The following is a 25,779-nucleotide window of genomic DNA, read 5'->3' as shown; positions in this document are numbered from 1 at the left end:
GGCTGATGACGGCCCGGCTCAACCGCGCCGCAGCCGGCGTGCGCGCAGCGTGGGGGCCGCGCGGAGCCGCTCGCGCCGCAGCCGTTCGACCCGGGCATCGGCCAGCGGGGCGAGGTCGTGCCCGACCGCCTGGGCGAGCAGCCAGTCCGCCAGCGCGGGGTTGCGGACCAGCACCGGGCCGTGCAGGTAGGTGCCGATCACGCGGCCCTGCCGGGCCCCTTCGAGCCGGTCGTGGCCGTTGCCCCGGCCCACCGCGACGACACCCAGCGGGCGGGCCAGCGGGCCGAGCACCGCGTCGCCCTGGTGGTTCTCGAAGCCGAGCAGGGCCGACCCGTCGATCTCGGAGCGGGCGACCACCTCACCCACGGCCCGGGGGCCCGGCAGCCGCCCGCAGGTCACGTCGAGCAGGCCGAGCCCGGGCCGGACGGAGCCGTCGTGCCCGACGTACTCGCGCGCGAGCAGCTGCAGCCCCGCACAGACGGCCAGGCACCCGGCGCCCGCCTCGACCGCGCGCCGGAGACCGGCCTGCGCGTCGAGCAGGCGAGCCGCCGCGGTCATGCTCCGGTCCTCGCCGCCGCCGACCAGGTAGAGGTCACCCTGCTCGGGAATGGGGTCGCCCGGCTCGACCTCCACGAGAGACGTCGGGATGCCGCGGGCCTCGGCTCGGTGCTGGACGGCGATCCCGTTGCCGCGGTCGCCGTACAGGCCGAGCAGGCGCGGGTAGACCACGACGATGCCGACCCGCTCAGGCCGCACGGGTGAGCGCCCGCCGAGCATGCTGGAAGGCGGTGTACGTCGCCAGCAGGTCGACCGTGCCGGGGCGGATCGCGTGCAGGGCGGTCCGCTCGTCGGCGTACTGGCCCGCGACCTCGACGCCCGCCATCTCGAGCCGGACGGCGAGATCGGTCGCGCGACTCCCGCAGACGACCACGCTCCGGCCGCGCAGCACCGAGAAGTCGACGTCGTAGAGCCACGAGGTGTCCCGACCGTCGGCGCCCTCGGCGTTGAACGCCAGCAGCACCGCGGCGGAGTCCCCGCCGATCATGTCGAGGGCGGAGCGCCAGCTCGCCGGGTTCTTCGCCAGCACCAGCCGGATCTCGTGGTTGCCGACGCGCGTGGTGGCGTAGCGACCGGCCACGACCCTCACCCCGGCCAGCGAGCGCCCAGCGGCGACGGGAGGGATTCCGAGCTCGACCGCGGCGGCCAGGGCCATCGCGGCGTTGGCGAGGTTGCTGTTCCCCGGCAGCGTCGCGTAGCGCACGGCGTCGCCGTTCGGAGCCACGATCGCTCCTGGGCGGAGGACCCAGTCCGGCGTGGGTCGTGCCGTTCCGCACCGGCACGACCATGCCGCGCCGCGGTCCAGGAGGTCACCGCAGGCGGGGCACATCAGCGAGTCCTCGTCCCACTCCTGCCCGGCGGCGACCCAGACCTGCCGCTCTGCGGTCCCGGCCGCCCAGACGACCCACGGGTCGTCGGCGTTGGCCACCACCAGCGGCACCGCGGACAGCGCGTCGCGCCACCGCTGGGCGAGGCGGGACACCTCCGGGTTGCGGTGCAGCTGGTCGCGCGCGAGGTTCAGCAGGACCACCGCCACCGGGTCGAACGTGCGCACCGCCCACGGCAGCCACGCCTCGTCCACCTCGAGGACGACGTCGGGAGCCGAGGCGGTCGCGACGGTCCAGCACAGGCCGGCCGGGGTGTTGGCGCCGTCGGCGTTGGTGGCCGGACGACGCTGGACCCCGAGGGCGGCCGCGAGCATGGCCGTCGAGGTCGACTTGCCGTTGGTGCCGGACACCAGCACCACCCGGTGGTGCCGGGCGAGCCTGCTGGTCGCGTCCGGCGCCACCGCGGCCAGGACACGCCCGCCGATCACGCCGCCGGAGCGGCCGAGCACGGCGCGGGAGAGCCAGGCCGCGAGCCGCCCGAGGGCGAGCGCAGCCGTCAGGCGCAGGTGCGCCGGCGCCGGCGTGTGACCGGTCCAGGTCGTTGCCACACCTGAAGTGAACGCCCACGAACCTGCACAGAACCTGACAGCAGCCGGGCGGCCCGCACGGGTCAGTAGGCGTTGTAGACGTCCAGCCCGAACCGGTTCAGGCCGTCGGCTCCGGCGTACCCGAGGCGCGCGAGCCCGAAGATGTCTTCGATCGAGGCCAGCAGCGAGTAGTGGTTGTACGGCGTCGTGCTCCACGTGCCCGGGTTGGTCCACCTGGAGATCACCAGGGCGCCGACCCGGCCGCCGCCGAGGCCGACGATGCCGGGCAGCGCGGAGTTGGGCGCCGGACCCTCACCGCAGCACGCGCTGGCGTCGCTCTGCGGGCCGTCGGACTCGTCCGCGGTGATCACGAGCAGGCCGTCCTTCTGGAACGCCGGCGACGCCAGGATCTTCGGCACCCAGGTCTGCAGGAACGCGTCCGCCGACGCGAGGCCACCGGGTCGGCCGTCGACGCAGGGCGCGTCGTGGCCGTCGTCGCACAGGTCCGGCGTGATGTAGGAGAGGTTCGGGGTCGTCGCAGTGGACGCGAGGTCGCTGTCGAGCTGGCTGAGGTCCACCACGCGCTGCGCGCACAGCGGCGAGCTCGTCACCCAGGAGAAGTACACGAACGGGTTGTGGCGCGCGGCGTACTGGTCGCCCACCTTCGCCTGCTGGGTGGTGTCCTGGGTGTCGAGGGCGGGGTGCCGGCAAGGGGTGCCCATGTCGTCCATGTAGCCCTTCCAGGTCAGCCCGTGCTCGGTGAGCTGCTGGGGAAGGCTGGGCACGCCGGACGGGAAGACGCAGCCGCTGCCCAGGAACTGACCCGGGCTCACCGTGCCCACGCCGACGAACGAGGAGTAGATCTGGCAGTCACCCTGCATCTGCGGGTTCGGACCCTGGCCGGAAAGCTGGGCGATGTAGTTGGGCTGGGAGTTGTGCGCGGTGCCGTAGTAGGTGTTCAGCAGCACCCCCTTCGCACGCAGCGTCTGGGAGAGGTACGGCGCGGCGGAGCCGGGCCCCCAGGTCTCGTCGTAGCCCTTGTTCTCGATGTTGATCACGAAGACGTGCCGGATCGGGGGCAGGTACGACGTGCCGGTGGCGTCCGCGGGTGTGCTCGCCGTGACCAGTCCGAGGCTGGCACCCCCTCCGACGACGAGGGCGAGGACGGAGACGAGTCGGCGACGGAGGTTCACGAGGGCAGGCTCCAGTTCAACGAGAGGGCGAGCTTCTTGAGGTCGGACCACTCCGACGCCTCCACACCGGTGGCCTCGACCCCGCACGGGGCGCCCGCCACGAAGGGCCGGACCGTGATCGAGGGCGCGGTGAGGTCGGCCGGGCTGGTGAAGTCGAGCACCTCGAGGAGGTTGCGGGCGTTCGCGTCGCGCGGCGTCAGGGCGGGCAGGCCCCAGCGCCACTCGATGGCCCGCAGGATCGAGGTGTGGTCGTAGGTGCCGTGCGCGACCGATCCCCGCCGGGCGCGGGGTGAGACGAGCAGCGTGGGCACCCGGAAGCCCCGCAGCGCCGTGGTGGCCGACACGTCCGGCGCCGTGGAGGGTGCGACGTGGTCGAAGAAGCCGCCCCACTCGTCGAAGGTGACCACCAGGAGCGTGCTGGCCCACTGCGGGCTGCTCGTGATCGCGGCGTACACCTGGGCGAGGAAGGCCTCGCCGGCCCGGATGTCGGCGTGGGGATGGTCGTCGCTCGACGTGCCCGACGACTCGTCCTCGAACCGCGGGTCGACGAAGCTGACCGCCGGGAGCTGCCCGGCCGCGGCATCGGTGAGGAACTGCGCGAACGGCGCCGAGATGTCGAGGTACTTGTCGTACCAGAGCGCCGTGAACGGCACGTCGCTGAAGTAGTACCTGCCGCTCACCCCGGCATCCTTCAGCCGGTCCCAGATCGTCGGCATGGTCGCCTGGGTGGTGCTGTTGTGCAGCCGGTCGGTCTGGGCCGCGTGCAGGTAGAAGCGGTTCGGGTAGGTCTCGGCCATCACCGCCGAGAAGTACCGGTCGCACACCGTCCAGGCCGGCGCGGCCTGTCCGAGGAACCCGAGGTCGGGCTGGGTGTAGTAGCCGACGGCAAGCTCGTCGTTCTCACCGGCCTTGAGCCAGCCGTCGCACTTGCCGCCGTTCAGCTCGATCCGGCCGCCCTCGTAGGAGTGGTCCGGGTCGGCGTACCCGCAGCTCGCGTACGCCGCCAGGTGGTGCGTGCCGTGCGGGACGCCGTAGCGGTCGACGTAGGTGAGTCCTGCCTGCTTGCCGTCGGCGCCCGGCAGCCAGCCGAGGAAGTGGTCGAACGACCGGTTCTCCATCATCACCACGACGACGTGGTCGATGCCGGACGCGCCAGGGTCGGGCAGGACGGTCGCCGCGGCTGCGGCGGGATCGAGCAGGCGGGCGCCGGCGGACCCGCCGAGGGCCGCGCCCGCGCCGAGCAGGGCCGTCGTCTTCAGGAGCTGGCGTCGATTCAGGTCCACGCCAGTCCAACGACCGGCCGGCCGCGAGGTTAGCGGCCGTAAACCAGGTTTCGCGCGCCGTTCACCGACCGGTCGGCTCGGCGGACAGGATCAGCCCGCTGGTCGGCACGCCCGTGCCGGCGGTCACCAGCACGTGCTCCACGCCCGCGACCTGGTTGACCGAGGTGCCGCGCACCTGGCGGACCGCCTCGGCGATGCCGTTCATGCCGTGGATGTACGCCTCGCCGAGCTGACCGCCGTGCGTGTTCAGCGGCAGCCGGCCGCCGATCTCGATGGCACCGTCGGCGATGAAGTCCTTCGCCTCGCCCGGCTTGCAGAAGCCGAGCTCCTCGAGCTGCATCAGCACGTACGGCGTGAAGTGGTCGTAGAGCACCGCCGTCTGGATGTCGTCCGGGCCCAGCCGGGACTGCCGCCACAGCTCGTTGCCGACCACGCCCATCTCGGGGATGCCGATGTCCTCGCGGTAGTACGACGTCATCACGTACTGGTCGGGGGCGCTCCCCTGCGCGGCGGCGGCGATCACGGCCGGCCTGTGCCGCAGGTCGGCGGCCCGCTCGGGCGTCGTGACCACGATCGCCACTGCTCCGTCGCTCTCCTGGCAGCAGTCGAGAAGGTGCAGCGGGTCGGCGATCATCCGCGAGGCCTGGTGGTCCTCGAGCGTGATCGGCTTGCCGAAGAAGAACGCCTTCGGGTTGGTCGCGGCGTGCTTGCGGTCGGCGACCGCCACCACGCCGAAGTCGGCCGACGTCGCGGCGTACTCGTGCATGTAGCGGCGGGCCTGCATCGCCACGGTGGCGGCCGGGGTGGAGAGCCCGTAGGGGTAGGTGAAGGCGTTGTCGAGGCCGTTGGTGTTCACCTGGGTGGCGGCCCACTGCGAGACCTGCCCGAACCGCTGGCCCGACCGCTCGTTGAAGCCGCGGTAGCAGACCACGACGTCGGCGACGCCGGTCGCGACCGCCATCGCGGCCTGCTGCACGGTGCCGCACGCCGCCCCGCCGCCGTAGTTGATCCGGCTGAAGAACCGGAGGTCGCCCATGCCCAGCTCGCGCGCGACCGCGATCTCGGCGCTGTTGTCCATCGTGAACGTCACGAGCCCGTCCACGTCGGCCGTCGTGAGGCCGGCGTCGGCGAGGGCGTCGAGCACGGCCTCGCAGGACAGCTGCAGCTCCGAGCGCCCCGACTCCTTGGAGAACTCGGTGGCGCCGATGCCGGCGATCGCGGCCTGCCCGGCCAGGGAGCGGCTGCTCATGAGGCGGTCACCTTCAGGGTCGCGTTGACGTGGTTGCCGAGCGACACGGCGCCGAGCACGTCGACGCTGAGCACCCCGTCGGTCGCGTCGGTGACCGTGCCGGAGAAGCTCAGCGTGTCGTACGGGTACGCCGGCGCACCCAGCCGGAGTGCGCAGCTGTGGATCCGGAAGTCCGGCCCGAGGGTCTCGCGGGCCCACTCCCCGACGTACCGCTGCACCAGCCCGGTGGTGGTGAGGATGTTGAGGAAGATGTCCTTCGACCCGTGCCCCTGGGCCAGGTCGCGGTCGTGGTGCACGTCCTGGAAGTCCCGGGTCGCGATCGCCGTGGACACCACGAGCGTGGGCGTGATCGGCAGCTCCCAGGTCGGAAGCGAGGTGCCCGCCTCGACGGTGGTCGCACTCATCAGCGGCTCCCCTCCTCGACGAGCTCCCACTGCGCGAGGGTGAGGTCGTCGTCGATCTTCTCGAACACGACCTGCACCGGCGTGCCGATCTCGATCCGCTCGCGACCCGCCAGCACCTCACCGACCATGCGGACCCCTTCCTCCAGCTCCACCAGCGCGAGCGTGGCCGGGAGCTCCTTGCCCGGCAGCTGCGGCGCGTGGTGGACCAGGAACGAGAACACCCGGCCGCGGCCGCTCGCGACGACGTACCCGCGGTCGGCGGCGTGGCAGGTGGGGCACATCGGGCCGGGCGGGTGGCGGAGCTCGCCGCACGCGTTGCACTTCTGGATCCGCAGCTCGCCGGCGGCGGTGCCCTCCCAGAAGAACTGCGTGTCGCGGTTCATCTGCGGGCGGACCAGCTGGGTGCGGTCGACCTCGCCCCCGGTGGTCGAGACCTTGCCGCCGGTGGTCGAGACCTTTCCCCCGGTGGTTGAGCCTGCCGAAACCCCCGGCTTGTACTTCAGCACCCGGAACAGCATCGTGGCGACCACCTCGTCGCCGACGCGCCAGGTGTTCTCCGTGGTGACGAAGTAGCCCTCGCCGACGCCGGTCCGCTTGGGCCCGACGACCGACTCGAGCCGCGCGCTGAGGGTGACCTCCTCGCCGACGCGCACCGGCCGCAGGTAGGTCTGGTCGCAGTTGGTGCCCAGCACGGAGGTGAACCCTGCGTCGTCGAAGATCTTCATGGTCCGGTGCAGCGGCGCGTTCGCCCGCTTGGTCGGGTCCAGCCCGTCCATGGTCCACACCTGCGCCATCGCCGGCGGCGCCTCGCCGGCGGTGTAGCGGGGGTCGGTCTCGCCGATCGCCTCCAGCCAATTGTTGATCATCGGCTGGTTGATCGGGTCGCGGCCGGGCTTCGGCTCGGACTCGCCGAGCGCCTTGACCTCCTCGACCCGGGCCATGATCCAGTCGTGGTCGCGGGTTTCGGCCTCCTGCTCCGCGGCGCTCATCGCGGCACCTTCGGCAGGCCGAGGCCGAACATCGCGATCAGCTCGCGCTGCACCTCGTTGACGCCGCCGCCGAAGGTCAGCACGAGGTTGCGCTTCGTGGTCGCGTCCAGGAAGTGCAGCAGCGTGGCGGTCTCCGGATCGGCCGGGTCGCCGTACGCCGTGACGATCTCCTCGAGCGCGAGGCCGAGGGACTGCACCTCGTCGGAGGCGAACACCTTCGACGCGGACGCGTCCGCGACCGCGGCCTTCGCGTCGGCCGTGCCTCCGGCGACCTCCCAGTTCAGCAGCTCGTTGACCCGGAACGAGACGGTGACGCGGGCCAGGACGTCGCGCACCCACGGCACCTCGAGGACGGGCGTGCCGTCCGGTGCCGTGCGGCCGGCCGCCCAGGCCACGACGTCGTCGCGCAGGCCCTCGAGTCGCCCGGCCGGGCCGAGCATGACCCGCTCGTGGTTGAGCTGGGTGGTGATCAGGCGCCAGCCGGCGTTCTCCTCACCCACCAGCATGTCCGCCGGCACGCGCACGTCGTTGAAGTAGGTGGCGTTGACGTGGTGCGACCCGTCGCAGGTGACGATCGGCGTCCAGGAGTAGCCGGGGTCCTTCGTGTCGACGATCAGCACCGAGATGCCCTGGTGCTTGGGGGCGTCCGGATCGGTGCGCACGGCCAGCCAGATGTAGTCCGCGGCGTGCCCGCCGGTGGTCCAGAGCTTCTGCCCGTTGACGATCCAGTCCCCGGTCGCGGGGTCCTTCTTCGCCGAGCAGCGCAGCGACGCCAGGTCGGTGCCGGCGTCGGCCTCGGAGTAGCCGATCGCGAAGTGCACGTCGCCGGCCAGGATCTTGCCGAGGAACATCTCCTTCTGCTTGTCGGTCCCGAAGGCCTGCAGCGTGGGGCCCACGGTCTGCAGCGTGACCGAGGGCAGGTGCACGTCGGCGCGCGACGCCTCGTTGGCGAAGATCTGCTGCTCGATCCCGCCGAGTCCCTTGCCGCCGTACTCGACCGGCCAGCCGACGCCCATCCAGCCGTCGTCGCCCATCTGCTTGATGTTGCGGTGGTACGCCGGCCCGTGCCGGTCGGTCATCATCTCCTGCTTGTCCTCGTCGCTGACCAGCGTCGAGAAGTACGCCCGCACCTCGTCCTTGAAGGCGCGCTGGGCCTCGGTGAGCTCGAGGTTCTTGCCGTCGCGCTCCTGCACGGGCACCTGGGCGAGCGTCGCGGCGGTCCCGCCGAGCAGGCGGGCCACGTCCTTCACGCGGGAGAAGTAGCGGTGCAGCGGGTAGGTCTCGTCGACGCCCATGCCCCCGTGGAGGTGGTGGCAGGTCTGCAGCGCCGCCGGGGCGCGGTGGGTGAACCAGGCGGACCCGACGGCGAGGTCGTCGTCGGCCGGCAGCCCCTCGCCGACCCGCCAGGCCGCGGACTCGGCCGCGAGAGCCGCGAGCCGCGCGACCACGAACACGTCGGCGATCTGCACGGCGACCGCCTGGAACTCCGCCAGCCGCCGCCCGAACTGCACGCGCTCGCGGATGTAGCCGGCGGTGAGGTCGAGCGCACCGCTCACGAGTCCGTCGCCCAGCAGCAGCAGGCCGGCGATCGCGCGGCGCCGCAGCGCCGGGCCGGCACTCGGGAGCACCTCCAGGGCGGGCGCGCCGTCGAAGACGTACCCGGTCGTGGCGAGCGTCGGGGGAAGCGTGCCGTCGCCGCGCGGGACGCTGCGCGAGGAGAAGCTCGGCACCGCCGTCACGCCCTCGCCCGCGGGATCGACGACCGCGACGCCGCCGTCGGTGGAGACGAGCAGCAGGGTGCTGCCCTCCAGGAGGGTCACGTCGGTCTTGCGTCCGGTCACCCGACCGTCGCGCAGGGTGGTCGCCGGCGCGAGCGGCAGTGCGTTGCCCGGCTCGTTCAGCGCCGGCGCGAGCAGCAGCTTGCCGGCGACGACGTCCGGGACGAAGCGGTCGGCCTGCTCCGGCGTACCGTCGGCCTCGAGGGTGAGCAGGCCGCAGACCAACGTCTCCCAGACCGGCAGGTCCACCGATCGGCGGCCGAGCTCGCGCAGGACGACACCGAGCTCGCCGAGGCCCAGCCCCTCGCCACCGTGCCGGTCGGAGGCCGCCAGGCCGAGCAGCCCTGCGTCGGCGCAGGCCTCCCACGAGGCCCCGCCCCGGTCGAGCACGTCGGTGACCACGGATCGGATCTCGGCACGGACTTCCGCGTCCTCCACGGGTTCTCCCTTCAGGCGGCCAGGTCCCAGAAATGAAACCTGTTCTAGTCTAGCGTGAAGAACACCCGGGGATCGAGACCGGTCACCGGTGTGATCACGTGCGAGGAGGCACCGTGGCGCTCACCTGGTCCGACCCCCGCTCGGTGCCGCGCGCGCTGCTGCGCGAGCTCGTGGACGTCCCCCCGGTCACCCTCCCCGACGGGCGCTGGCTCGACCTGCCCGGCCGGGGCCGGACCTGGCTCACCGACCTGCCGGGGCCCGACCCGGACGCTCCTGCGGTCATCCTGCTGCACGCGGTCGGCTGCACCGGGCTGCTGACCTGGTTCCCGGTCGTCGAGCGGCTCGCCGAGAGGTACCGGGTCGTCGTGTTCGACCAGCGCTGGCACGGGCGCGGGATCGTCTCCGAGCACTTCTCGGTGCGCGACTGCGCCGACGACGTGGCGGCCGTCGCGGACGCGCTCGACCTGGTGGCGCCGGTCGTCGCGGGGTACTCGATGGGGTCGATCGTGGCGCAGCGCTGCTGGCGCCAGCACCCCGAGCGCTTCGGCGGGCTGGTGCTCGCCGCCACCACCGACCACTTCCGCACGACCGGCAGCGAACGCGTCTTCCACCAGGGCATGGAGGTCGGCATGGGTGCGCTGCGGACGCTGTCGCGCTCACGCACGATCAGCACCGCCACCCGGATGACCGCCGAGCTGCTGCTCGACCCGACCGACATGCACGAGTGGGCCCTCGCGCAGTTCCGCAGCACCAGCCCGTGGGCGGTCGCCCAGGCCGTCGCGTCCCTCGGCCGGCACCACTCGACGCCCTGGCTGAGCCGGATCGACGTACCGACCGCGGTGGTCGTGACCACCAAGGACCGCGTGCTCTCGCCCGCGCGCCAGCGCGCCATCGCGGCCCGCATCCCGGGCGCCACGGTCCACGAGGCGCCCTGCGGTCATGCCGGGTGCGTGCTCCAGGCCGACTCGTTCGTGCCGGCCTTCCTCGAGGCGGTCGACACCACCATGGGCCGGCGGGCCAGCCGGCAGCGTCGGTGACGGGCTGACGAGAGCCGCCGTCGCGGGCTAGCGTGCTGCGCGTGAGGCGCGACCCGCACGAGAACGTCGCCACCGTGCTGGTGGATCCACGCATCCTGCGCGACTTCGAGCTCGAGCTGATGATGCTCGACCTGCGGGTGTGGCCGATCAGCACCGCGCCGATCTGCGTCGACGGCCCGCGCACCGCGTTCCAGGTGCGCCGGCGCCTGCTCGACCAGCACCGCGGCGCATGGGACCTGGCCGCCGAGTGGACACCGGTGTGGATCAGCTTCGGACCGTCCTGGCGGCACGGCGACGAGCCCCTGGCCTGGTCTGCCCACGCCACGCTGTGGCACGTGCTGGACTCCCACGCCGACCAGGTCCGGTTCCACCGGCGGCTCGGGGGTGTGCGGCCGCTGCCGCTGCCCGACGGTCCGCTCGCGTGAGGCGGAGCTGTCAGTCGGAGCGCGCGCGCCGGTTGCGCAGCTGCTGGGCGAAGATCTCCTTGCGCAGCGCGTCCGCCGCCGCGACCGGCTCGTCGAACAGCACCACGAGCTCCGCGTTCTCCGGCGGCTTCGCCGCGGGCCTGCGGTAGAGGATCCGGGCGGGCACCACGAAGTCGCTCTCACCGAGCCGGAATCGGGCCGTCACCTCGACCTCCTCGACCAGGGCGTCGGCCGCCTCACCGGGCGCGGCCGTGCACCGCAGCGCACCCTCGCTGACGTCGACCAGGTGGACGGTCACCGCTTCGACCGGTTCGTCACCCCGCCCGACGAGCGTCACCGGCCCGACGACCGGGACCCGCACGAACCGCCGACGCTGCTCGACCCAGCCGTCGCCGGCCACCTCCAGCAGCCACAGCGCCACCCCTCGCTCGATGCGCGTCTCGACCAGCCGGGTGGGCAGCACCGCGATCCCGCGCGGAGAGCTCCAGGAGACCTGCAGCGCGACGCCGGGCTCGTAACGGTGCTCGGCGGGCAGACCGAGCGGCCGCGCGACGGTCAGGAGCCCGGGGGCGAGATCCTCCACGCGGCTGCGGTACTCCAGCTCGTCGTCGCGCAGCACGACCGGGTCGTTGATCTCGGGTGACTCCATCGGGCCGTCAGCCCCTGGCCCGGCGTACGACGCCGGTCGACGCGCCCTGCGGCAGCGGGCAGACGGTCATGGCGACGATGCTACGGCCCCGGACTCGGCGCAGTGTCGGATCCGTCACGCGCCGCGCCCGTTGATGTGGAGGCATTCGGGGTACCCGGGGTGCCGAGACGAGGAGTGGAGTGAGTCCGATGGAGCCGATCCCCGAGACGCTGGCGGCGATCCGCGAGCTGGACCCGCAGCCGACGGGGAACCTGGTCGCCCACCTCACGCGGCTGGCCAACCGCGCGAAGGCGGTCGTGCCCGACCTGGTCGGGGTGAGCCTCGCGCGGCTCGACGAGGGGCTGACCTTCACGATGGTCGCCACCGCGAGCGAGTTCGCCGTCCTCGACGCGATCCAGTACGTCGCCGGAGGGCCGTGCGTCGAGGGTGCGATGGTCGGCGAGACCCGCGAGTTCGTCGGCGACGACCCCCTCGACGAGAGCCGTTGGCAGCTGTTCGCCCAGGCGACGGCCGCCCAGGCCGTCCAGTCCACGCTGACCCTGCCGATCCTCGAGGAGGAGCAGGTGCTCGGCACGGTGAACCTCTACGGTGCGTCGCGGCAGGCCTTCGGCGGGCACCACGAGCAGCTCGCCGAGATCTTCGGCGCCTGGGCCGCCGGAGCCGTCACCAACGCCGACCTGTCCTTCACCACGCGCAGCGAGGCCCAGGCGGCTCCCCGCCGCGTCCGGGAACGGGTGGTGGTCGAGATGGCGATCGGGATCCTGGCCGCGCAGCTGCGCCTCGACGTCGACACCGCCGAGGACCGGCTCCGCGACGCGGCGCGGCGCGGCGGCGTCAGCACGGTCGAGCTCGCCGAGGAGGTCGTCCGCCTCCACGAGCGGCGCCAGCCGGGCGACGGCTGAGCGGGCCGGGACGCGGCCGACGCGTCAGCCGACCGTGGCGGCGTACAACGCCTCGAGCTCGGCCTTGAACTCCTCGGCCAGGTCGGCGATCTCGGGCAGCGCGTCGCGGCAACCGATCAGGCCGACGTGCATCTTGCCGTTGCTGCTCATCACCGTCACGTTGAGACCGGCGCCGTGGAAGATCGGCCCCAGCGGGTAGAGCGCGTCGATCCGGGCTCCCAGGAAGTAGAGCGGCACCGGCGGCCCGGGCACGTTGGAGATCACGAGGTTGTGGATCACCGGGCCCTTCTCGGCGAGCTTGAGGCCGGCCACCATGCGCACGGCCAGGCCGAACGTGCGCGGCGCGGCGAACTGCGCCCACTCCTGCAGCGTGTCGGCCGGGATCGCGTTGTGGTGGGCCTTGGCGTGGGCGTTGGCCTTCGCCAGCTGGCCCAGCCGTACGACGGGGTCGGCGATGTCGGTGCCGAGCCGCGCGAAGATCGTGGACACCTTGTTGGTGCCGCCCTCGATCGAGGACTTGCCGTGCACGGACACGGGCACGCTCGCCAGCAGCGAGCTGGTCGGCAGGTCGTCGCGCGCGGCGAGGTAGCGCCGCAGCGCTCCCCCGCTGATCGCCAGCACGACGTCGTTCACCGTCCCCCCGTCGACCGCGCGCTTGATCTCCTTGATCTTGTCCAGGGAGAGGTCGGCGAAGGCGATCGCCCGGCGTCCGGTGATGTTGCCGTTGAACGCCGTGCGCGGCGCGGTGAGCGGCGCCGCCATCGCGGTGCCCTCCCGCGCCCGCTCGATCGTGCGCGCGAGCAGCGAGGTCGTGGGGCGCACCATCCGGACCAGCTGCCAGGGCTTCAGGACGTTGGAGAGGATCCCGCGGCCGAGGAGCTCGAGGTCGCCCGGCACGTGGGCGGAGACGGCGGCGTCGGCGCCGACGTCCAGCGGCGGGGCGTCCGGCTCGAGGCTGCAGAGCACCGAGATCATGTTCGCGCCCGACACCCCGTCGACGGTGGCGTGGTGCATCTTGGTGAACACCGCCACCTGGCCCGACGCCAGACCCTCGATCACGGCCATCTCCCACAGCGGCCGCGAGCGGTCCAGCGGGATGCCCGCCATGTGCGCGCAGAGCGTGGCCAGCTCCTCGTCGCCGCCCGGCGAGGGGACGGCGAAGCGGTGCAGGTGGCGGTCGATGTCGAACTCGGCGTCCTCCACCCAGACCGGGTGGTCGATCTCGAGCGGCACCGGACGGAGCTTGCGGCGGAACGCCGGGATCGAGCGCACCCTGCTCTCCAGGTCCGCGCGGAACCGGTCGAAGGAGTAGCCGCCCGGCACCGTCGACGGGTCGAGCAGCAGCACGCCGCAGACGTGCATCAGCTGCGCCGAGCTCTCCAGGTACAGAAAGCTGGCGTCGAGTCCGCTGAGCCGCTCCATGTGAGGATCATAACCCGGCGCTAGAACGTGTTCTACTTTCGGCGGCCGTAGGCTCGGAACATGGGATACCTCCGGCGCCAGCTGATCACCGCCCTGCTGACCGCGAACGCCGTGCGACCGCTGCGCGGCAACCTCTCGCCGCTCGGTTTCGCCATCGGGTGGCCGACCGGTGAGCTCGCTCCCCAGATCCTCGCCCTGACCGCGCTGGACACGGCTCAGGCGCTGGCACGCGGCAAGGCGAGCCGGGGCGGGCTGCTCCTCGCGGCGGCGAGCGCTGCCGGCCTGACCTACCTGGTCCGCGACGCGCACCGGGCCGGCGAGATCGCCGAGCAGCAGCTGGCCGAGTCCCTGGGCACCGGCTACCTCGACGAGCTGACCGCCGACCCTGCGGCGGCCGACCTGGCCGAAGCGCTGCCCACGCCGCTGCGCGACCTCATCCGCCCGTTCGCACTGATGCGCCCGGAGGTGGAGCGGATCGCCGATCTCAACTACCGCGAGGGCGGCACCCGGGCGCGGCTCGACATCTACCGGCGCCGCGACGTCGACCTGAAGAACGCTCCGGTGCTGATCCAGGTCCACGGCGGCGGGTGGACGATCGGCGACAAGAGCCAGCAGGGCCTGATCCTGATGAACCGGATGGCGGCCCGAGGCTGGGTGTGCGTCGCGATGAACTACCGGCTCGCCCCCAAGCACCCCTTCCCCGCCCAGATCGAGGACGTGAAGCGGGCGATCGCGTGGACGCGCGAGCACATCGCGTCGTACGGCGGAGACCCGTCGTACCTGGTGATCACGGGTGGCTCCGCGGGCGGCCACCTCGCGTCGCTGGCCGCCCTGACACCCAAGGTCGGCAAGTACCAGCCCGGCTTCGAGGAGGCCGACACCACCGTCTCGGCGTGCGTGCCCTTCTACGGCGTCTACGACCTCGGCGGCGTGACCGGGGACAAGGCCGCGGTGGCCATGCGCGACAAGTTCCTCGCCCCGCGCGTGTTCCGCAAGGACCCACGCAGGCACCGCGAGGAGTTCGAGCTCGCCTCGCCGATCACCCACGTGGTGCCCGACGCGCCGGACTTCTTCGTGATCCACGGTGCCCACGACGGCCTGGTCAGCGTGCGGCAGGCGCGGGCGTTCGTCGAGCGGCTCCGCGAGGTCTCCACCGGGGTGGTCACCTACCTGGAGCTTCCCGGCACGCAGCACGCCTTCGAGGTGTTCTCCTCGATCCGCAGCCAGCAGGTGATCCGCGCCGTCGAGCGGTGGCTCGAGTGGCACCGGGTCACCCGGCGCACGGCCACCTCCGACGTGGCCGCCGGGACCGCCGCCGAGTCCGCCTCAGCCTCGGGGTAGGCCGAGGATCCGCTCGCCCGCGACGTTCCTCAAGATCTGCGTCGTGCCGCCGGCGATCGAGAGGCAGCGGTTGCGCAGGAAGAGGTCCGCGGCCCGGGCCGCGCGGTCGGAGCCGGTGAGGATCTCGTCGCCGAGGAGCTCCATCGCGAGCTCGGCCGAGTCCTGCCGGCTGCGCACCCCGACCAGCTTCGCGACGCTGGACTCCGCACCCGGCCCCTGCCCCGCGATCGACCTCAGCGTCGAGCGGGTGCCCAGCAGCTTGACCACCTGCGCGAGCGCGATCGCCCGGCCGATCTTCTCCGGCGCGCTGGGCCCGAGTCGGGGCTCGTCGAGCAGCGAGACCGCCAGCTCGACGCTGTCACCCAGCCTGGATCCGGCCATCGCCACGCGCTCGTTGGCGAGCGTGGTGCGCGCGAGGCGCCAGCCGCCGTGCACCTCCCCGACCACGAGCTCGTCGGGGACGAACACGCCGTCGAGGAACACCTCGTTGAACAGCGCGTCGCCGGTCAGCTCGCGCAGCGGCCGGATGTCGATGCCCGGGCTGCTCATGTCCACGACGAAGTACGTGATCCCCGCGTGCGGCTTCGCGTCGGGATCGGTGCGAGCCAGGCAGATGCCCCAGTCGGCGCGCTCGGCGACCGACGTCCACACCTTCTGACCGGTGAGCCGCCAGCCCCCGTCGACGCGTTCCGCCCGGGTGCGCAGCGAGGCGAGGTCGGAGCCGGCGCCCGGCTCGCTGAAGAGCTGGCACCAGGTGACCTCGCCGCGCAGCGTGGGCGCCAGGAAGCGCTCGCGCTGCTCCTCGGAGCCGTGCTCGAGGATGGTCGGGGCCGCCCAGGCGCCGATGACCAGGTCGGGCCGCTCGACTCCGGCCGCCGCGAGCTCTTGGTCGATGACGAGCTGCTGCACCGGACCGGCACCGAGGCCGTAGGGCGCCGGCCAGTGCGGCGCGAGGAGCCCGGTCTCGGCGAGCGCCGCCCTGCGCCGGTCTGCGGGCAGCTCGGCGATGTGGCCGGCCTCACGGCGCGCGTGCTCGCGGTACTCCTCGTCCTGGCCGCCGAAGTCGATCCGTCCGGTACGCCGGACGCCGGTCGCGGCGCGCCGTGCGAGCGCCGCGGCGTACGTCCCGGGGTCGCCGACGAGGGCTCGCAGCGCCGTGGCCCGGCGGAGGTACAGGTGGGCGTCGTGCTCGAAGGTGAAGCCGATCCCGCCGAGCACCTGGATGCAGGTCTTGGCCACCTCGACGGCGCCGTCGAAGCACACCGTCGCGGCGACCTCGACCGCGAAGCCGGCCTGCTCCGGATCGTCGTCGTGCGCGACCGCGGCGTCCCAGGCCGCCGCCGTCACCGACTCGCTGGTCTCGAGCATCTCGGCGCAGAGGTGCTTGACCGCCTGGAACGCCCCGATCCGCTGCCCGAACTGCTCACGGACCTTCGCGTACTCCACCGCGGTGTCCAGGCACCATCGCGCGATGCCGGACGCCTCGGCAGCGGCCAGCGTGAGGAACAGCCGCCGTGCGTCCGAGGTCGAGACCGTCGCCTCGTCGAGGGACAGGTCGGCGACCGTCACGCGGCCGACCGTGCGGGACAGGTCGATCGAGGGCCCGGGCTGGATCTCCAGCCGGTCGGTGGGGACCAGCACCGTGGCCGAGCCTTCGTCGGTGTCGAGGGGCATCGAGACGTGGGTCGCGATCGGCGCGTCGAGCACCGCCGCGACCTCCCCCGACGCTCGCTGTCCGTCGGCGCGGAGGGCCCCGGCGGCCGCCAGGCCGACGGTGACCTCGCCCGACGCGATGCCGGCCCGCACGTCGGCGTCGTCGTGCACGAGGCCGGCCACGACCGTGCTGAGCAGGGCCCCAGGCACCAGCGCGTACGCCGCTGCCTCGAGCGCGACCGCCTGGTCCAGCAGGGTGCCTCCACCTCCGCCGACGGCCTCAGGGAGCGCGATCGCGGTGAGCCCCATCTCGGCCGCGCGAGGACCCCAGTCGGCGAGCGACCGGGGATCGGTCTCGGCGGCCCGGACGGCGTCGATCGCGCCGTGGCTCTCGGCCCACTTGCGGACCGTGGCGGCGAGCTCGGCGTGGTCGTCGCTGATGCCGATCGGCATACGCTCTCCTCGGGTGCGCAGGCGGGGCTCGTGGAGCCCGGGAAACTAGAACGTGTTCCAATCATGCCATGGATAGGCTCCCCGCCGTGAGTGAGACCCCCGCCCCGGACGCCGACACGGCCGCCGACATGCCCGCCGACCTGCTGGCGCACGCGCTGGCCGCGAAGGGCTTCATGCCGGAGGACGAGGGCGCGTTCCTGTACCACACCGCCGTGGCCCACCTGGGTGACGGGCCGGCGCTCGAGGTGGGCACCTACTGCGGCAAGTCGGCCGTCTACCTGGGTGCGGCGGCCCGGGCGTGCGACAGCGTCGTGTTCACGCTCGACCACCACCGCGGCTCGGAGGAGAACCAGGCCGGCTGGGAGCACCACGACCCGACCCTGGTGGACGCGGAGCTCGGCCGGATGGACACCCTGCCGGTCTTCCGCCGCACCCTCGCCTTGGCCGGTCTCGAGGACCGGGTGGTGGCCGTGGTGGGCCAGTCGGTCACGGTCGCGGCGTACTGGCGCACGCAGGTGGCACTGCTGTTCATCGACGGTGGCCACGCCGAGGTGCACGCGCAGAACGACTACACGGGCTTCGCGCACTGGGTGCAGCCCGGCGGGGTGCTGGTCATCCACGACGTGTTCGAGCGACCGGAGGACGGCGGCCAGGCGCCGTACCACGTCTGGCAGCGCGCGGTGGCCAGCGGTGACTTCGAACCGACCGGGACCGTGGGGTCCATGCGCGTGCTGCGCAGGGTGACCGGATCGGGTCAGGCGGAGTAGGCCGTGTCCATCGGCCCGGCCGCCTCCAGGCGGTAGGCGCGCAGCTCGACGCACGCGTCGGTCAGCGCTCCCGCCAGCCGGGCGATCACCGGAGCCGCGGACAGGAGGTCGTCGGCCTCCGCGAGCTGCTCGACGACGTACGCCGTGTCGGCGACGCGGAGCGCGCCGAGGTTCGCCGCACTCCCCTTCAGCCGGTGCGCCGCCGCCCGGAGCGCGGGCGCGTCCGACTCCGACAGCGACTCCCGGAGCTGCTCCATGTTCTCGGCCGCCGAGGACACGAAGTTGTCGATCGCCCGCTGGATCAGCGGCAGCGCGGCCGGCCCCATCTCCGCCAGCTCGTCGAGCCGGGCGGTGTCGAGGTCGGGCAGGGCGTCGTCGGCCTCGGGCGGAGGAAGCACCTCGACGACCGGAGCCGGTGCGGGGGCCGGTGCCGGTTCGACCGCGACGTCCGGCGCAGTGCCGCCGAGCTGCTCGCGCAGCAGCCGCCCCAGCGCCTCGGCGCCGACTGGCTTGGAGAGGAACCCGGTCATGCCGGCCGCGAAGCAGCGTTCCTTCTCGCCCGACGTGGCCGAGGCGGTCAGCGCGATGATCGGCACGTGCACGCCGGGAGGCTCGGCCTGGCGGATCAGCCGCGTCGCGGCGTACCCGTCCAGCCGGGGCATCTGCAGGTCCATCAGCACGGCGTCGAACCGGCCACCGGCGGCCCGGGCCGCGGCCGCCGCGCCGTCGGCCGCCACCTCCGAGGTGTAGCCAAGCACCTCGAGCATCCCGACCGCGACGAGCTGGTTGACCTCGTTGTCCTCGACCACCAGCACGTGACCGCCGGGACGGTCGTCCTGCGCGATCCGGGCCGGACGCGCCGTGACCCGCGGTGAGGCGCTGGCCAGCTCGAACTTGCCGGTGAACCAGAACGTGCTGCCCTCACCCGGCACGCTGGCGACGCCGACCCGGCCGCCCAGGGCCGCAGCCAACCGGTGCGCGATCGCGAGGCCGAGGCCGGTGCCGCCGAAGTTCCGGGTCGTGGAGGCGTCGGCCTGCCGGAACGGCTGGAAGATCCGGCCCAGCTGCTCCTCGTCCATCCCGATGCCGGTGTCGCGCACGGCGACCCGGAGGGTGACGGTCCGGTCCTCGATCCCCGCGGAGACGCGCACGTGCACGCCGCCGTCGTGGGTGAACTTCACGGCGTTCGCGACCAGGTTCGACAAGACCTGCCCGAACCGGCTCGGGTCACCCTCGAGACGCTCCGGGACGTCGTCGTCGATCTCGACCTCGAGGTCGATGCCCTTCGCGGCCGCCATCGGCTCGAACAGCTCCGTGGTCGCCTGCACCACGATCGCCGGCTGGAAGGCCACGGCCTCGAGCTCCAGGCCGCCCGCCTCGATCTTGGAGAAGTCCAGGATGTCGCTGATCAGCACGAGCAGGGAGCGCCCGGCCCCCTGCATCGCCTCGGCCAGCTGTCGCTGGTGCGGGTCGAGGTCCGAGCGCAGGAGCAGGTCGTTCAGGCCGATCACGCCGTTGAGCGGCGTCCGGATCTCGTGGCTCATCGTGGCCAGGAACTCCGACTTCGCCTTCGACGCCGCCATCGCGAGGTCGCGGGCCGCAGCGAGCTCCGCAGCGGCCGCCTCCCGGCTCGCCACCTGGGCGAGCTGGCCGGCGACCTGGCTCAGCAGCGAGCGCATCATCTGGTGACGCACGAACGGCGAGACGTTGGTGAGCACGACGACCAGGATCGTGGCGCCGTCCAGGCGCACCGGGAAGCCCACGAGCGGGCGCGCGGGGACCGCGTGCTCCTCGAAGACGACGTCGTCCTGCTGCAGCACGCGCTCGGCGACCGCGATCTCCAGCGCGCTCGGCCGGAATACGTCGTCGGCACCGACCTGACGGTGGGTGAGCTCGCGGCCGCTGACGTCGAACGCGACTCCGCGGTCCCAGTCCGGGTGCGCCAGCAGCAGCTGGCGGGTGCGCCCGAGTGCCTCGTCGAGGGTGCTGGTCTCGTTCGCCGCGCTCGCCATGAACTGCATGATCGTGTTCAGGTCCACGGCGTCGAGCAGCTGGAGCTCGGCCTGCTTGAGCGCGTCGATGTCCTGCACGGTGCCGCCGAAGCGCAGCGGCGACCCGTCGGCCGCCCGCTCGACCAGCTGCCCGACGACCCGCACCCAGCGCTCCTGGCCGTCCGGCCGGAGCACGCGTACGTCGACCGTGCGCTCCCCCGGCTCGAGGGCGATCTGCTCCCAGGCATCGGTGACCAGCGTCCGGTCGCTCTCGACGACGAGCTCCACGAACTCCTCGAGGCCGGGCACGAAGGTCTCGCGGTCGACGCCGAGCACCTCGTAGAGCTGGTCGGACCAGGTGACCTCGTAGGGCTCGAGGCGGATGTCCCAGCTGCCCAGCCGGGCGATCGCCTGGGCCTCGGCGAGCTGCGAGCGGCTGCGGGTGAGCTCGAGGACCAGCTGCTCGCGGGCCGCGACCTGGGCGAGCTGGCCGGCCACCTGGGCGGCGAGCGACTGCAGGACCGGGCGGTGGGGCAGACCGGCGTGCGCGGTGATCGTCACCACGCAGGTCGTCACACCCTCGACCACGACAGGGAACCCGACCACGAGGCGGTCCGGCTCCAGGTCCTCCTCGACGACGAAGTCGTGCCCCTCGCTCAGGGCGCGCGCGGCCACGGTCGCCTCGGCCGACGTCGGCCGGCAGTCGTCGTCGGCGCCGAGCCGGCGCCACGCGAGCCCTTCACCGTCGACGTCGAAGGCCACGCCCCGCACCCAGTGGTCGTCGGCCAGCAGGAGCTCGCGCAGCCTGACCAGCGCCTCGTCGAGGGTGCTGGTCTCGTTGGCGGCGGTGGCCATGAACTGCATCAGCGTGTTCAGCTGGAGGGCGTCGACCAGGCGCAGCTCGGTGCGCTTCAGCTCGTCGATGTCCTGCACGGTCCCGCCGAGCCGCAGCGGCGCACCGTCGGCCGACCACTCGAGCACCCGCCCGACGGTGCGGACCCAACGCGTCGACCCGTCGCGCATGACCGCGCGCACGTCGAGTGTGTGCTGCTGGGAATCGGCCAGGGCGAGCTGGTAGTTCGCGACCACCTTGTCCCGGTCCTCCTCGACCAGCTGGCCGAGGAAGGCGGCCATGCCGGGCACGTACACCTCGGGGTCGACGTCCAGTACGCGGTACATCTCGTCGGAGCAGGTGGAGTGGTCCGGGTCGTCGGTGCGCATCTCCCAGCTGCCGACGCGCGCGATCGCCTGGGCCTCCCCCAGCTGGGAGCGGCTGCGGCTGAGCTCGTCGATGAGGGCTCGGCGGCGCGTGTCGTCGGTGAGGTGGTGGAGGTAGCCGACGAAGTCTCCGGACTCGTCGTACAGCGCCTGCTCCTTGACCACGAGCGGCACCGGGGAGCCGTCGGGGCGGAGGAAGGTGCGCTCGGCGCCGCGGCGGTCCGGTTCCGCCTCGCGCAGGTCGGCGAGGTGCGCCTCGTAGCAGGCCCGCTCCTGGTCGTCGAGCACGTCGACGACCCCGAGGGCAGCAACCTCCTCGTCGGTGCGCCCGAGGAGCTCCCCGACGCGCCGGTTCGCGTAGACCGTCCGGCCCTGGGCGTCGACGACCCACAGGCCGTCGAGTGAGGACTCGACGATCTGCCGCTGGATGTCGCCGTTGGTTGCCATGCCTCGCCTCCCCGCGAGTCTGCAATCGTCAGGATAAAACGGACATAGCAGGCGTGGTGGCCAATTCGGAACTTTGGGGACCCGGTCTAGACATGCATCCTCGAGCAGCCGCACTCCAGGGCGATCTCCTCGAAGTGCCCTCCGAGCGTGTCGCCGCGCATGATCCCCGACGCCGGTGTCGTGCGGGACAGCTCGTCGGCGGCGAGCACGACGGCCGCGGCGGTGTACGTCGTGTGCTCGACGGGCCAGAACACGTCATCGGGGTAGACGTAGCCGGTCCAGTACCGCCCGTCCTCCTCGCGCAGGTGCTGCATCGCCCGGAACTGCTCCACGGCGCGACCGTGGTCGCCGATCGCGTCCAGGGACATCACCAGCTCGCAGGTCTCGGCGCCGGTGACCCAGGGGTTGTGGCTGACGCACTTGATCCCGAGCCCCGGCACGACGAAGGTGTCCCAGCCCTGCTCGAGCAGGGCGGCAGCCGCGGCTCCGCGGACCGCACCCCCGAGGACCGGGTAGTACCAGTCCATCGAGAACTCCGACTTGTCCAGGAACAGGTCGCGGTGGTGCCGCAGCGCGTGGCCCAGCCGCCCGCCGGCCAGCTCCCATTCGGGCTGTGGGTCGTCGACCAGGTCGGCGAGCGCCACGCCGGCCCGCAGCGACTGGTAGATGCTCGAGGAGCCGGCGAGGAGCGCCTCCTCGTTGACCCGGGCCGGACCGGAGGCGTCCCACTCCTGCGACCAGGCGATGCCGCCGAACGGCAGCTGGATGCCGACCACGAAGTCCAGGCCCCGGCGTACGACGGGCCACATCCGGTCGACGAAGGCGCGGTCCCGGCGCAGCAGCCAGTGGTGCCAGACGCCGACCGCCAGGTAGGCCGACATGTTGGTCTCGCCCGAGGCGTCCCGCACCTCGCCGACGACGATCTCCATCGGCCACGAGCCGTCGGCGCGCTGCGTCCGTGCGCACCACGCGTAGGCGCGCTCGGCTGCCTCGACCTGGCCGCCCACGAGCATCGCCATCGCGGCCTCGACGTGGTTCCAGACGTCGGTCTTGTCCCCCGGCGTCCACGGCACCGCGCCGCTGGCCTCCTGCATCGCGGCGATGGAGGCAGCGGTGGCGGCGACCTCGCCGGAGGTGAGGACGCCGTGGACGGCAGGCACCTGCCAGGTGCACGAAGATGCGCTCGACACGGGGCCTACTCGGGCTTGCGGAAGTAGAGCACCATGCTCTTGCCGAGCACGGGGTTGAGTGCCTTCTCGGCCAGGCGGGTGGCCGTGCTCAGCCGCGGGGTCCGCATGATGTCCCAGACCAGCACCTGGTGGTAGGCCTTCACCAGCGGGTGCTGGTCGTTGTCCACGCCGACCGCACACTTGAGCCACCAGTACGGCGTGTGCAGGCCGTGGGCGTGGTCCTTGCCCTCGAAGACCATCGCGTCGCCGGGCGTGCCGTCGTTGGGGCGGCCGCCCTTGGTGACCTTGTCGACCAGCTCGTGGTCGGTGTAGATGCGCACGTGCCCGCCCGGGGCGTTGTGGTAGTCGGGCGAGAGCCGCCAGTTGACCACCTCGGGCAGCCAGCGCGGCACGGTGATCGCCATGGTGCCTCCCGGGCGCAGCACCCGGATCAGCTCCTTGATGGCGGTGACGTCGTCGTGGATGTGCTCGAGCACCTCCGAGGCGACGACGCGGTCGAACTCGCCGTCGGCGAACGGCAGCGAGAGGGCGTCGCCCTCCTTGATGTCGGCCGAGGCCCCGTCGGGCACCTCGCCGGCCTCCTTCATCGCCCCGAACAGCTCGAGGACCCCGGCGAGCTCGTCGGCGTCCTGGTCGAACGCCACGACGTCGGCCCCGCGGCGGTACATCTCGAAGGCGTGGCGGCCGGCACCGCAGCCCATGTCGATGACCCGGTCACCCGGGCGCAGCCCGAGCCGGTCGAAGTCAACGGTCAGCATCAGTTACTCCCGGTGGTTGGGCCGGCCGAGGCCGAGCCGAGCTTCTCGGATCGGTGGTCTTCGATGACGCGCTCGTACGCCGCGGCGGTCGCCCGGGCCACCGCGCGCCAGCTGAACAGCTCCTGGGCCCGGGCCCGGCCGGCGCTGCCCATGCGGGCGCGGCGCTCCGGGTCGTCGAGCAGGTCCGCGATCGTGCGGGCCAGCTCGCCCACGTCGCCCGGGGTGACCAGGTCGGCACACAGCCCGTCGGGCCCGACCACCTCGGGGATCGCGCCGGTGCGGCTGACCACCAGCGGCGTCTCGCAGGCCATCAGCTCGGCGGTCGGCAGCGAGAAGCCCTCGTAGAGCGACGGGACGCAGGCGATCTCCGCCGACCCCATCACCTCCACCAGCTCGGTGTCGGAGATGCCGCTGACGAACCGGACGTGCTCGCCGATCCCGAGCTCCTCGATCAGCTGCTCGGTGCGTCCGCCCGGGGTCGGCCGGGTCACCAGCAGCAGCTCGACGTCGCGCTCGGTGAGGAGCTTGGCGAACGCCTCCAGCAGGGTCGAGATGCCCTTCATCGGCGCGTCGGCGCTCGCCATCGCGACCAGCCGGCCGGGCACGCGGGGCTTCGTCGGCGGCACGAAGCAGTCGTCGACCCCGAGCGGGATCACCTGCATCCTGTCCGGGTCGGCGCCGAAGTCGTGGGCGGCGTCGCGCTTGGAGGACTCCGAGGGCAGCAGGATCCAGCGGGCCCGGCGTACGACCGCGCCCTGCATGCGCAGGAAGCCGTACCACCGGCGCAGGCTCAGCTTCTTGCGCAGCGTGGGGGCCGCCGCGATGTCGACGCGGCGGTCGAACGTGATCGGGTGGTGCACCGTGGTGAGCACCGGGATGCCGAGCTCGTCCTCGATCTGCATGATGCCGTGGGCCAGCACCTGGTTGTCGTGGACCACGTCGAAGTCGTCGCGCCGCTCGCGCATCACCTTGAGCAGCCGCTTGGCGAACGTGCGCGGCTCCGGGAAGCCGGCCGTGCACATGATCGCGAACTCCTGGGCGTCGATCAGGTCGCGGAACTCCCACGGCCAGACCATCCGAAAGGGGTCGGGCTCCCGGTAGAGGTCCAGGCTCGGGACCTTGGTGAGCGCCACCCCCTCGTCCAGCTCCGGGTACGGCTGTCCCGAGAACACCTCGACGGTGTGACCCAGCGCGACGAGCTCACGGCTCAGGTGGCGGACGTAGACGCCCTGTCCCCCGCAGTGCGGCTTGCTGCGGTAGGACGCGAGTGCGATGCGCAACGGCACGCCCCTTTTCTCGTCGGCATTGCGGGTCACTGATAACTGAAACGTGTTTCTATTATGCCCTTGGGCGTTGCTAGCCTGTAACGGCGCCGCTGTACGGGACACTGGACCCGCACACCACGGGCCCGAACATTGTGCCGGGCGCGCGCAAGCCTTTCACCCGCCGGAGGACGGATTGACCACCACGAACTCGCTGGCCCTCGAAGAGCTCGGCTCGGCCGCCCAGCGCGACCGCCGCCGGCGGATCCTCGACGCCACCATCGAGCTGGCGTCGCGGGGCGGGTTCGACGCGGTCCAGATGCGTGCCGTCGCCGAGAAGGCCGACGTCGCCCTCGGCACCCTCTACCGGTACTTCCCCTCGAAGATCCACCTGCTGGTCTCCGCGCTCGCGCGGCAGTTCGAGGACACCCAGGCGATGGTGGTGCGCCGCCCGGTGCCGGGCGACACCCCGGCCGACCGGGTGATCTACGTGCTCAAGCGAGCGACCCGCGGCATGCAGGGCGACGCCCACCTCACCGAGGCGCTGACCCGGGCGTTCATGTTCGCCGACGCCAGCGTCGCCACCGAGATCCACGTCGTCGGCATGCAGCTGACCACGATGCTCACCCGCGCCATCCACGGCGAGGAGTACGTCGAGGGCGCGCAGCCCTCCGAGGAGGACGTCCTGATCGCCCGCGTGATCAGCGACGTCTGGCTCTCCGCCCTGGTCTCCTGGGTCACCGGCCGCTCCTCGGCCGAGGAGGTCAGCGAGCACATCGAGGCCGCGGTTCGTCTGGTCCTGCGCTGACGTCACGTCTGCGCGCAGCTCACCGGGTTTCGAGGGGGTTGCTGCGCAACCGCACCTCAACCACCGCTGCTTGTGCACGGCCGTTGCTGCGCAACCGCACCTCAACCACCGCTGCTTGTGCACGGCCGTTGCTGCGCAACCGCACCTCGA

Annotated in this window: 21 protein-coding genes; 6 read left to right on the top strand and 15 right to left on the bottom strand. The window is 72.5% G+C overall.

Features of this window, described 5'->3' with window-relative positions; translation table 11 throughout:
• Nucleotides 1-18: 18 nt before the first annotated feature.
• From EFL26_RS08415 to EFL26_RS08380, 8 genes are all read right to left on the bottom strand, one after another.
• Nucleotides 19-756, bottom strand: coding sequence for a type 1 glutamine amidotransferase (locus tag EFL26_RS08415; protein ID WP_221176878.1), 738 nt, complete (start codon nucleotides 754-756; stop codon nucleotides 19-21).
• Complete coding sequence (locus EFL26_RS08410; RefSeq protein WP_221176877.1) at nucleotides 746-1,993, bottom strand: Mur ligase family protein; 1,248 nt, start codon at nucleotides 1,991-1,993, stop codon at nucleotides 746-748. Before EFL26_RS08410 ends, EFL26_RS08415 begins: the two co-directional genes overlap by 11 nt.
• A 62-nt stretch (nucleotides 1,994-2,055) precedes the next feature.
• Complete coding sequence (locus EFL26_RS08405) at nucleotides 2,056-3,165, bottom strand: alkaline phosphatase family protein (protein ID WP_123222401.1); 1,110 nt, start codon at nucleotides 3,163-3,165, stop codon at nucleotides 2,056-2,058.
• Nucleotides 3,162-4,448: an alkaline phosphatase family protein gene (locus EFL26_RS08400; RefSeq protein WP_123222400.1), complete on the bottom strand. Its 1,287-nt coding sequence runs from the start codon at nucleotides 4,446-4,448 to the stop codon at nucleotides 3,162-3,164. Before EFL26_RS08400 ends, EFL26_RS08405 begins: the two co-directional genes overlap by 4 nt.
• A 61-nt stretch (nucleotides 4,449-4,509) precedes the next feature.
• On the bottom strand, nucleotides 4,510-5,697 hold the full coding sequence (locus EFL26_RS08395) for a lipid-transfer protein (RefSeq protein WP_123222399.1): 1,188 nt from the start codon (nucleotides 5,695-5,697) through the stop codon (nucleotides 4,510-4,512).
• Entirely contained in the window at nucleotides 5,694-6,101 is a 408-nt protein-coding gene (locus tag EFL26_RS08390) for a hotdog family protein (protein WP_123222398.1), read from the bottom strand. The genes EFL26_RS08395 and EFL26_RS08390 overlap by 4 nt, the downstream gene beginning before the upstream one ends.
• Nucleotides 6,101-7,090 (bottom strand): bifunctional MaoC family dehydratase N-terminal/OB-fold nucleic acid binding domain-containing protein, encoded by a 990-nt coding sequence (locus EFL26_RS08385; RefSeq protein ID WP_221176876.1) that lies wholly within the window; start codon nucleotides 7,088-7,090, stop codon nucleotides 6,101-6,103. Before EFL26_RS08385 ends, EFL26_RS08390 begins: the two co-directional genes overlap by 1 nt.
• Nucleotides 7,087-9,306, bottom strand: a complete 2,220-nt coding sequence (locus EFL26_RS08380; protein WP_246000088.1) for an acyl-CoA dehydrogenase family protein — start codon at nucleotides 9,304-9,306, stop codon at nucleotides 7,087-7,089. The genes EFL26_RS08385 and EFL26_RS08380 overlap by 4 nt, the downstream gene beginning before the upstream one ends.
• 113 nt (nucleotides 9,307-9,419) lie before the next feature.
• Here EFL26_RS08380 and EFL26_RS08375 point away from each other — a divergent pair, with 113 nt between their 5' ends.
• Both EFL26_RS08375 and EFL26_RS08370 read left to right on the top strand, forming a co-directional pair.
• Nucleotides 9,420-10,343 carry an alpha/beta fold hydrolase gene (locus tag EFL26_RS08375; protein ID WP_246000087.1) on the top strand — a complete coding sequence of 308 codons (924 nt, stop codon included), beginning with the start codon at nucleotides 9,420-9,422 and terminating at the stop codon, nucleotides 10,341-10,343.
• Between the two features lie 41 nt (nucleotides 10,344-10,384).
• Nucleotides 10,385-10,768, top strand: coding sequence for a hypothetical protein (locus EFL26_RS08370; RefSeq protein ID WP_123222468.1), 384 nt, complete (start codon nucleotides 10,385-10,387; stop codon nucleotides 10,766-10,768).
• A 10-nt stretch (nucleotides 10,769-10,778) separates the two neighbouring features.
• Here the strand turns inward: EFL26_RS08370 and EFL26_RS08365 are convergent, their stop codons facing one another.
• Nucleotides 10,779-11,417 (bottom strand): PilZ domain-containing protein, encoded by a 639-nt coding sequence (locus tag EFL26_RS08365; RefSeq protein ID WP_123222396.1) that lies wholly within the window; start codon nucleotides 11,415-11,417, stop codon nucleotides 10,779-10,781.
• A 188-nt stretch (nucleotides 11,418-11,605) separates the two neighbouring features.
• Between EFL26_RS08365 and EFL26_RS08360 the strand changes: the two genes are divergently transcribed.
• Complete coding sequence (locus EFL26_RS08360) at nucleotides 11,606-12,319, top strand: ANTAR domain-containing protein (protein ID WP_123222395.1); 714 nt, start codon at nucleotides 11,606-11,608, stop codon at nucleotides 12,317-12,319.
• 24 nt (nucleotides 12,320-12,343) lie between these two features.
• Here the strand turns inward: EFL26_RS08360 and EFL26_RS08355 are convergent, their stop codons facing one another.
• Nucleotides 12,344-13,741, bottom strand: a complete 1,398-nt coding sequence (locus EFL26_RS08355) for a WS/DGAT/MGAT family O-acyltransferase (protein WP_123222394.1) — start codon at nucleotides 13,739-13,741, stop codon at nucleotides 12,344-12,346.
• A 60-nt stretch (nucleotides 13,742-13,801) separates the two neighbouring features.
• Between EFL26_RS08355 and EFL26_RS08350 the strand changes: the two genes are divergently transcribed.
• Complete coding sequence (locus tag EFL26_RS08350) at nucleotides 13,802-15,082, top strand: alpha/beta hydrolase (protein ID WP_123222393.1); 1,281 nt, start codon at nucleotides 13,802-13,804, stop codon at nucleotides 15,080-15,082.
• Here EFL26_RS08350 and EFL26_RS08345 read toward each other — a convergent pair.
• The gene (locus tag EFL26_RS08345) at nucleotides 15,068-17,188 is read right to left on the bottom strand and encodes an acyl-CoA dehydrogenase family protein (RefSeq protein WP_123222392.1); all 2,121 of its coding nucleotides are present in this window, start codon (nucleotides 17,186-17,188) and stop codon (nucleotides 15,068-15,070) included. The genes EFL26_RS08350 and EFL26_RS08345 overlap by 15 nt on opposite strands.
• Nucleotides 17,189-17,274: 86 nt before the next feature.
• Here EFL26_RS08345 and EFL26_RS08340 point away from each other — a divergent pair, with 86 nt between their 5' ends.
• Nucleotides 17,275-17,955 (top strand): class I SAM-dependent methyltransferase, encoded by a 681-nt coding sequence (locus EFL26_RS08340; RefSeq protein WP_246000086.1) that lies wholly within the window; start codon nucleotides 17,275-17,277, stop codon nucleotides 17,953-17,955.
• On the opposite strand, the gene EFL26_RS08335 is transcribed toward EFL26_RS08340, so the two are convergent.
• The 4 genes from EFL26_RS08335 to EFL26_RS08320 form a co-directional block, all read right to left on the bottom strand.
• Nucleotides 17,943-21,611 carry a PAS domain-containing protein gene (locus EFL26_RS08335; RefSeq protein ID WP_123222391.1) on the bottom strand — a complete coding sequence of 1,223 codons (3,669 nt, stop codon included), beginning with the start codon at nucleotides 21,609-21,611 and terminating at the stop codon, nucleotides 17,943-17,945. The two genes, EFL26_RS08340 and EFL26_RS08335, sit on opposite strands and share 13 nt — an antisense overlap.
• An 86-nt stretch (nucleotides 21,612-21,697) precedes the next feature.
• Nucleotides 21,698-22,801 (bottom strand): prenyltransferase, encoded by a 1,104-nt coding sequence (locus EFL26_RS08330; RefSeq protein ID WP_221176874.1) that lies wholly within the window; start codon nucleotides 22,799-22,801, stop codon nucleotides 21,698-21,700.
• 5 nt (nucleotides 22,802-22,806) lie between these two features.
• On the bottom strand, nucleotides 22,807-23,559 hold the full coding sequence (locus EFL26_RS08325; RefSeq protein WP_123222389.1) for a class I SAM-dependent methyltransferase: 753 nt from the start codon (nucleotides 23,557-23,559) through the stop codon (nucleotides 22,807-22,809).
• Nucleotides 23,559-24,845: a glycosyltransferase family 4 protein gene (locus EFL26_RS08320; protein ID WP_246000085.1), complete on the bottom strand. Its 1,287-nt coding sequence runs from the start codon at nucleotides 24,843-24,845 to the stop codon at nucleotides 23,559-23,561. Before EFL26_RS08320 ends, EFL26_RS08325 begins: the two co-directional genes overlap by 1 nt.
• A gap of 172 nt (nucleotides 24,846-25,017) precedes the next feature.
• Between EFL26_RS08320 and EFL26_RS08315 the strand changes: the two genes are divergently transcribed.
• Nucleotides 25,018-25,629, top strand: a complete 612-nt coding sequence (locus EFL26_RS08315) for a TetR family transcriptional regulator (RefSeq protein WP_123222388.1) — start codon at nucleotides 25,018-25,020, stop codon at nucleotides 25,627-25,629.
• Nucleotides 25,630-25,779 lie beyond the last annotated feature (150 nt).

Origin of the sequence: Nocardioides pocheonensis (genome assembly GCF_003725535.1) — a bacterium.
Lineage (GTDB): Bacteria > Actinomycetota > Actinomycetes > Propionibacteriales > Nocardioidaceae > Marmoricola > Marmoricola pocheonensis.
This window is presented reverse-complemented; position numbering and strand designations above follow the sequence as displayed.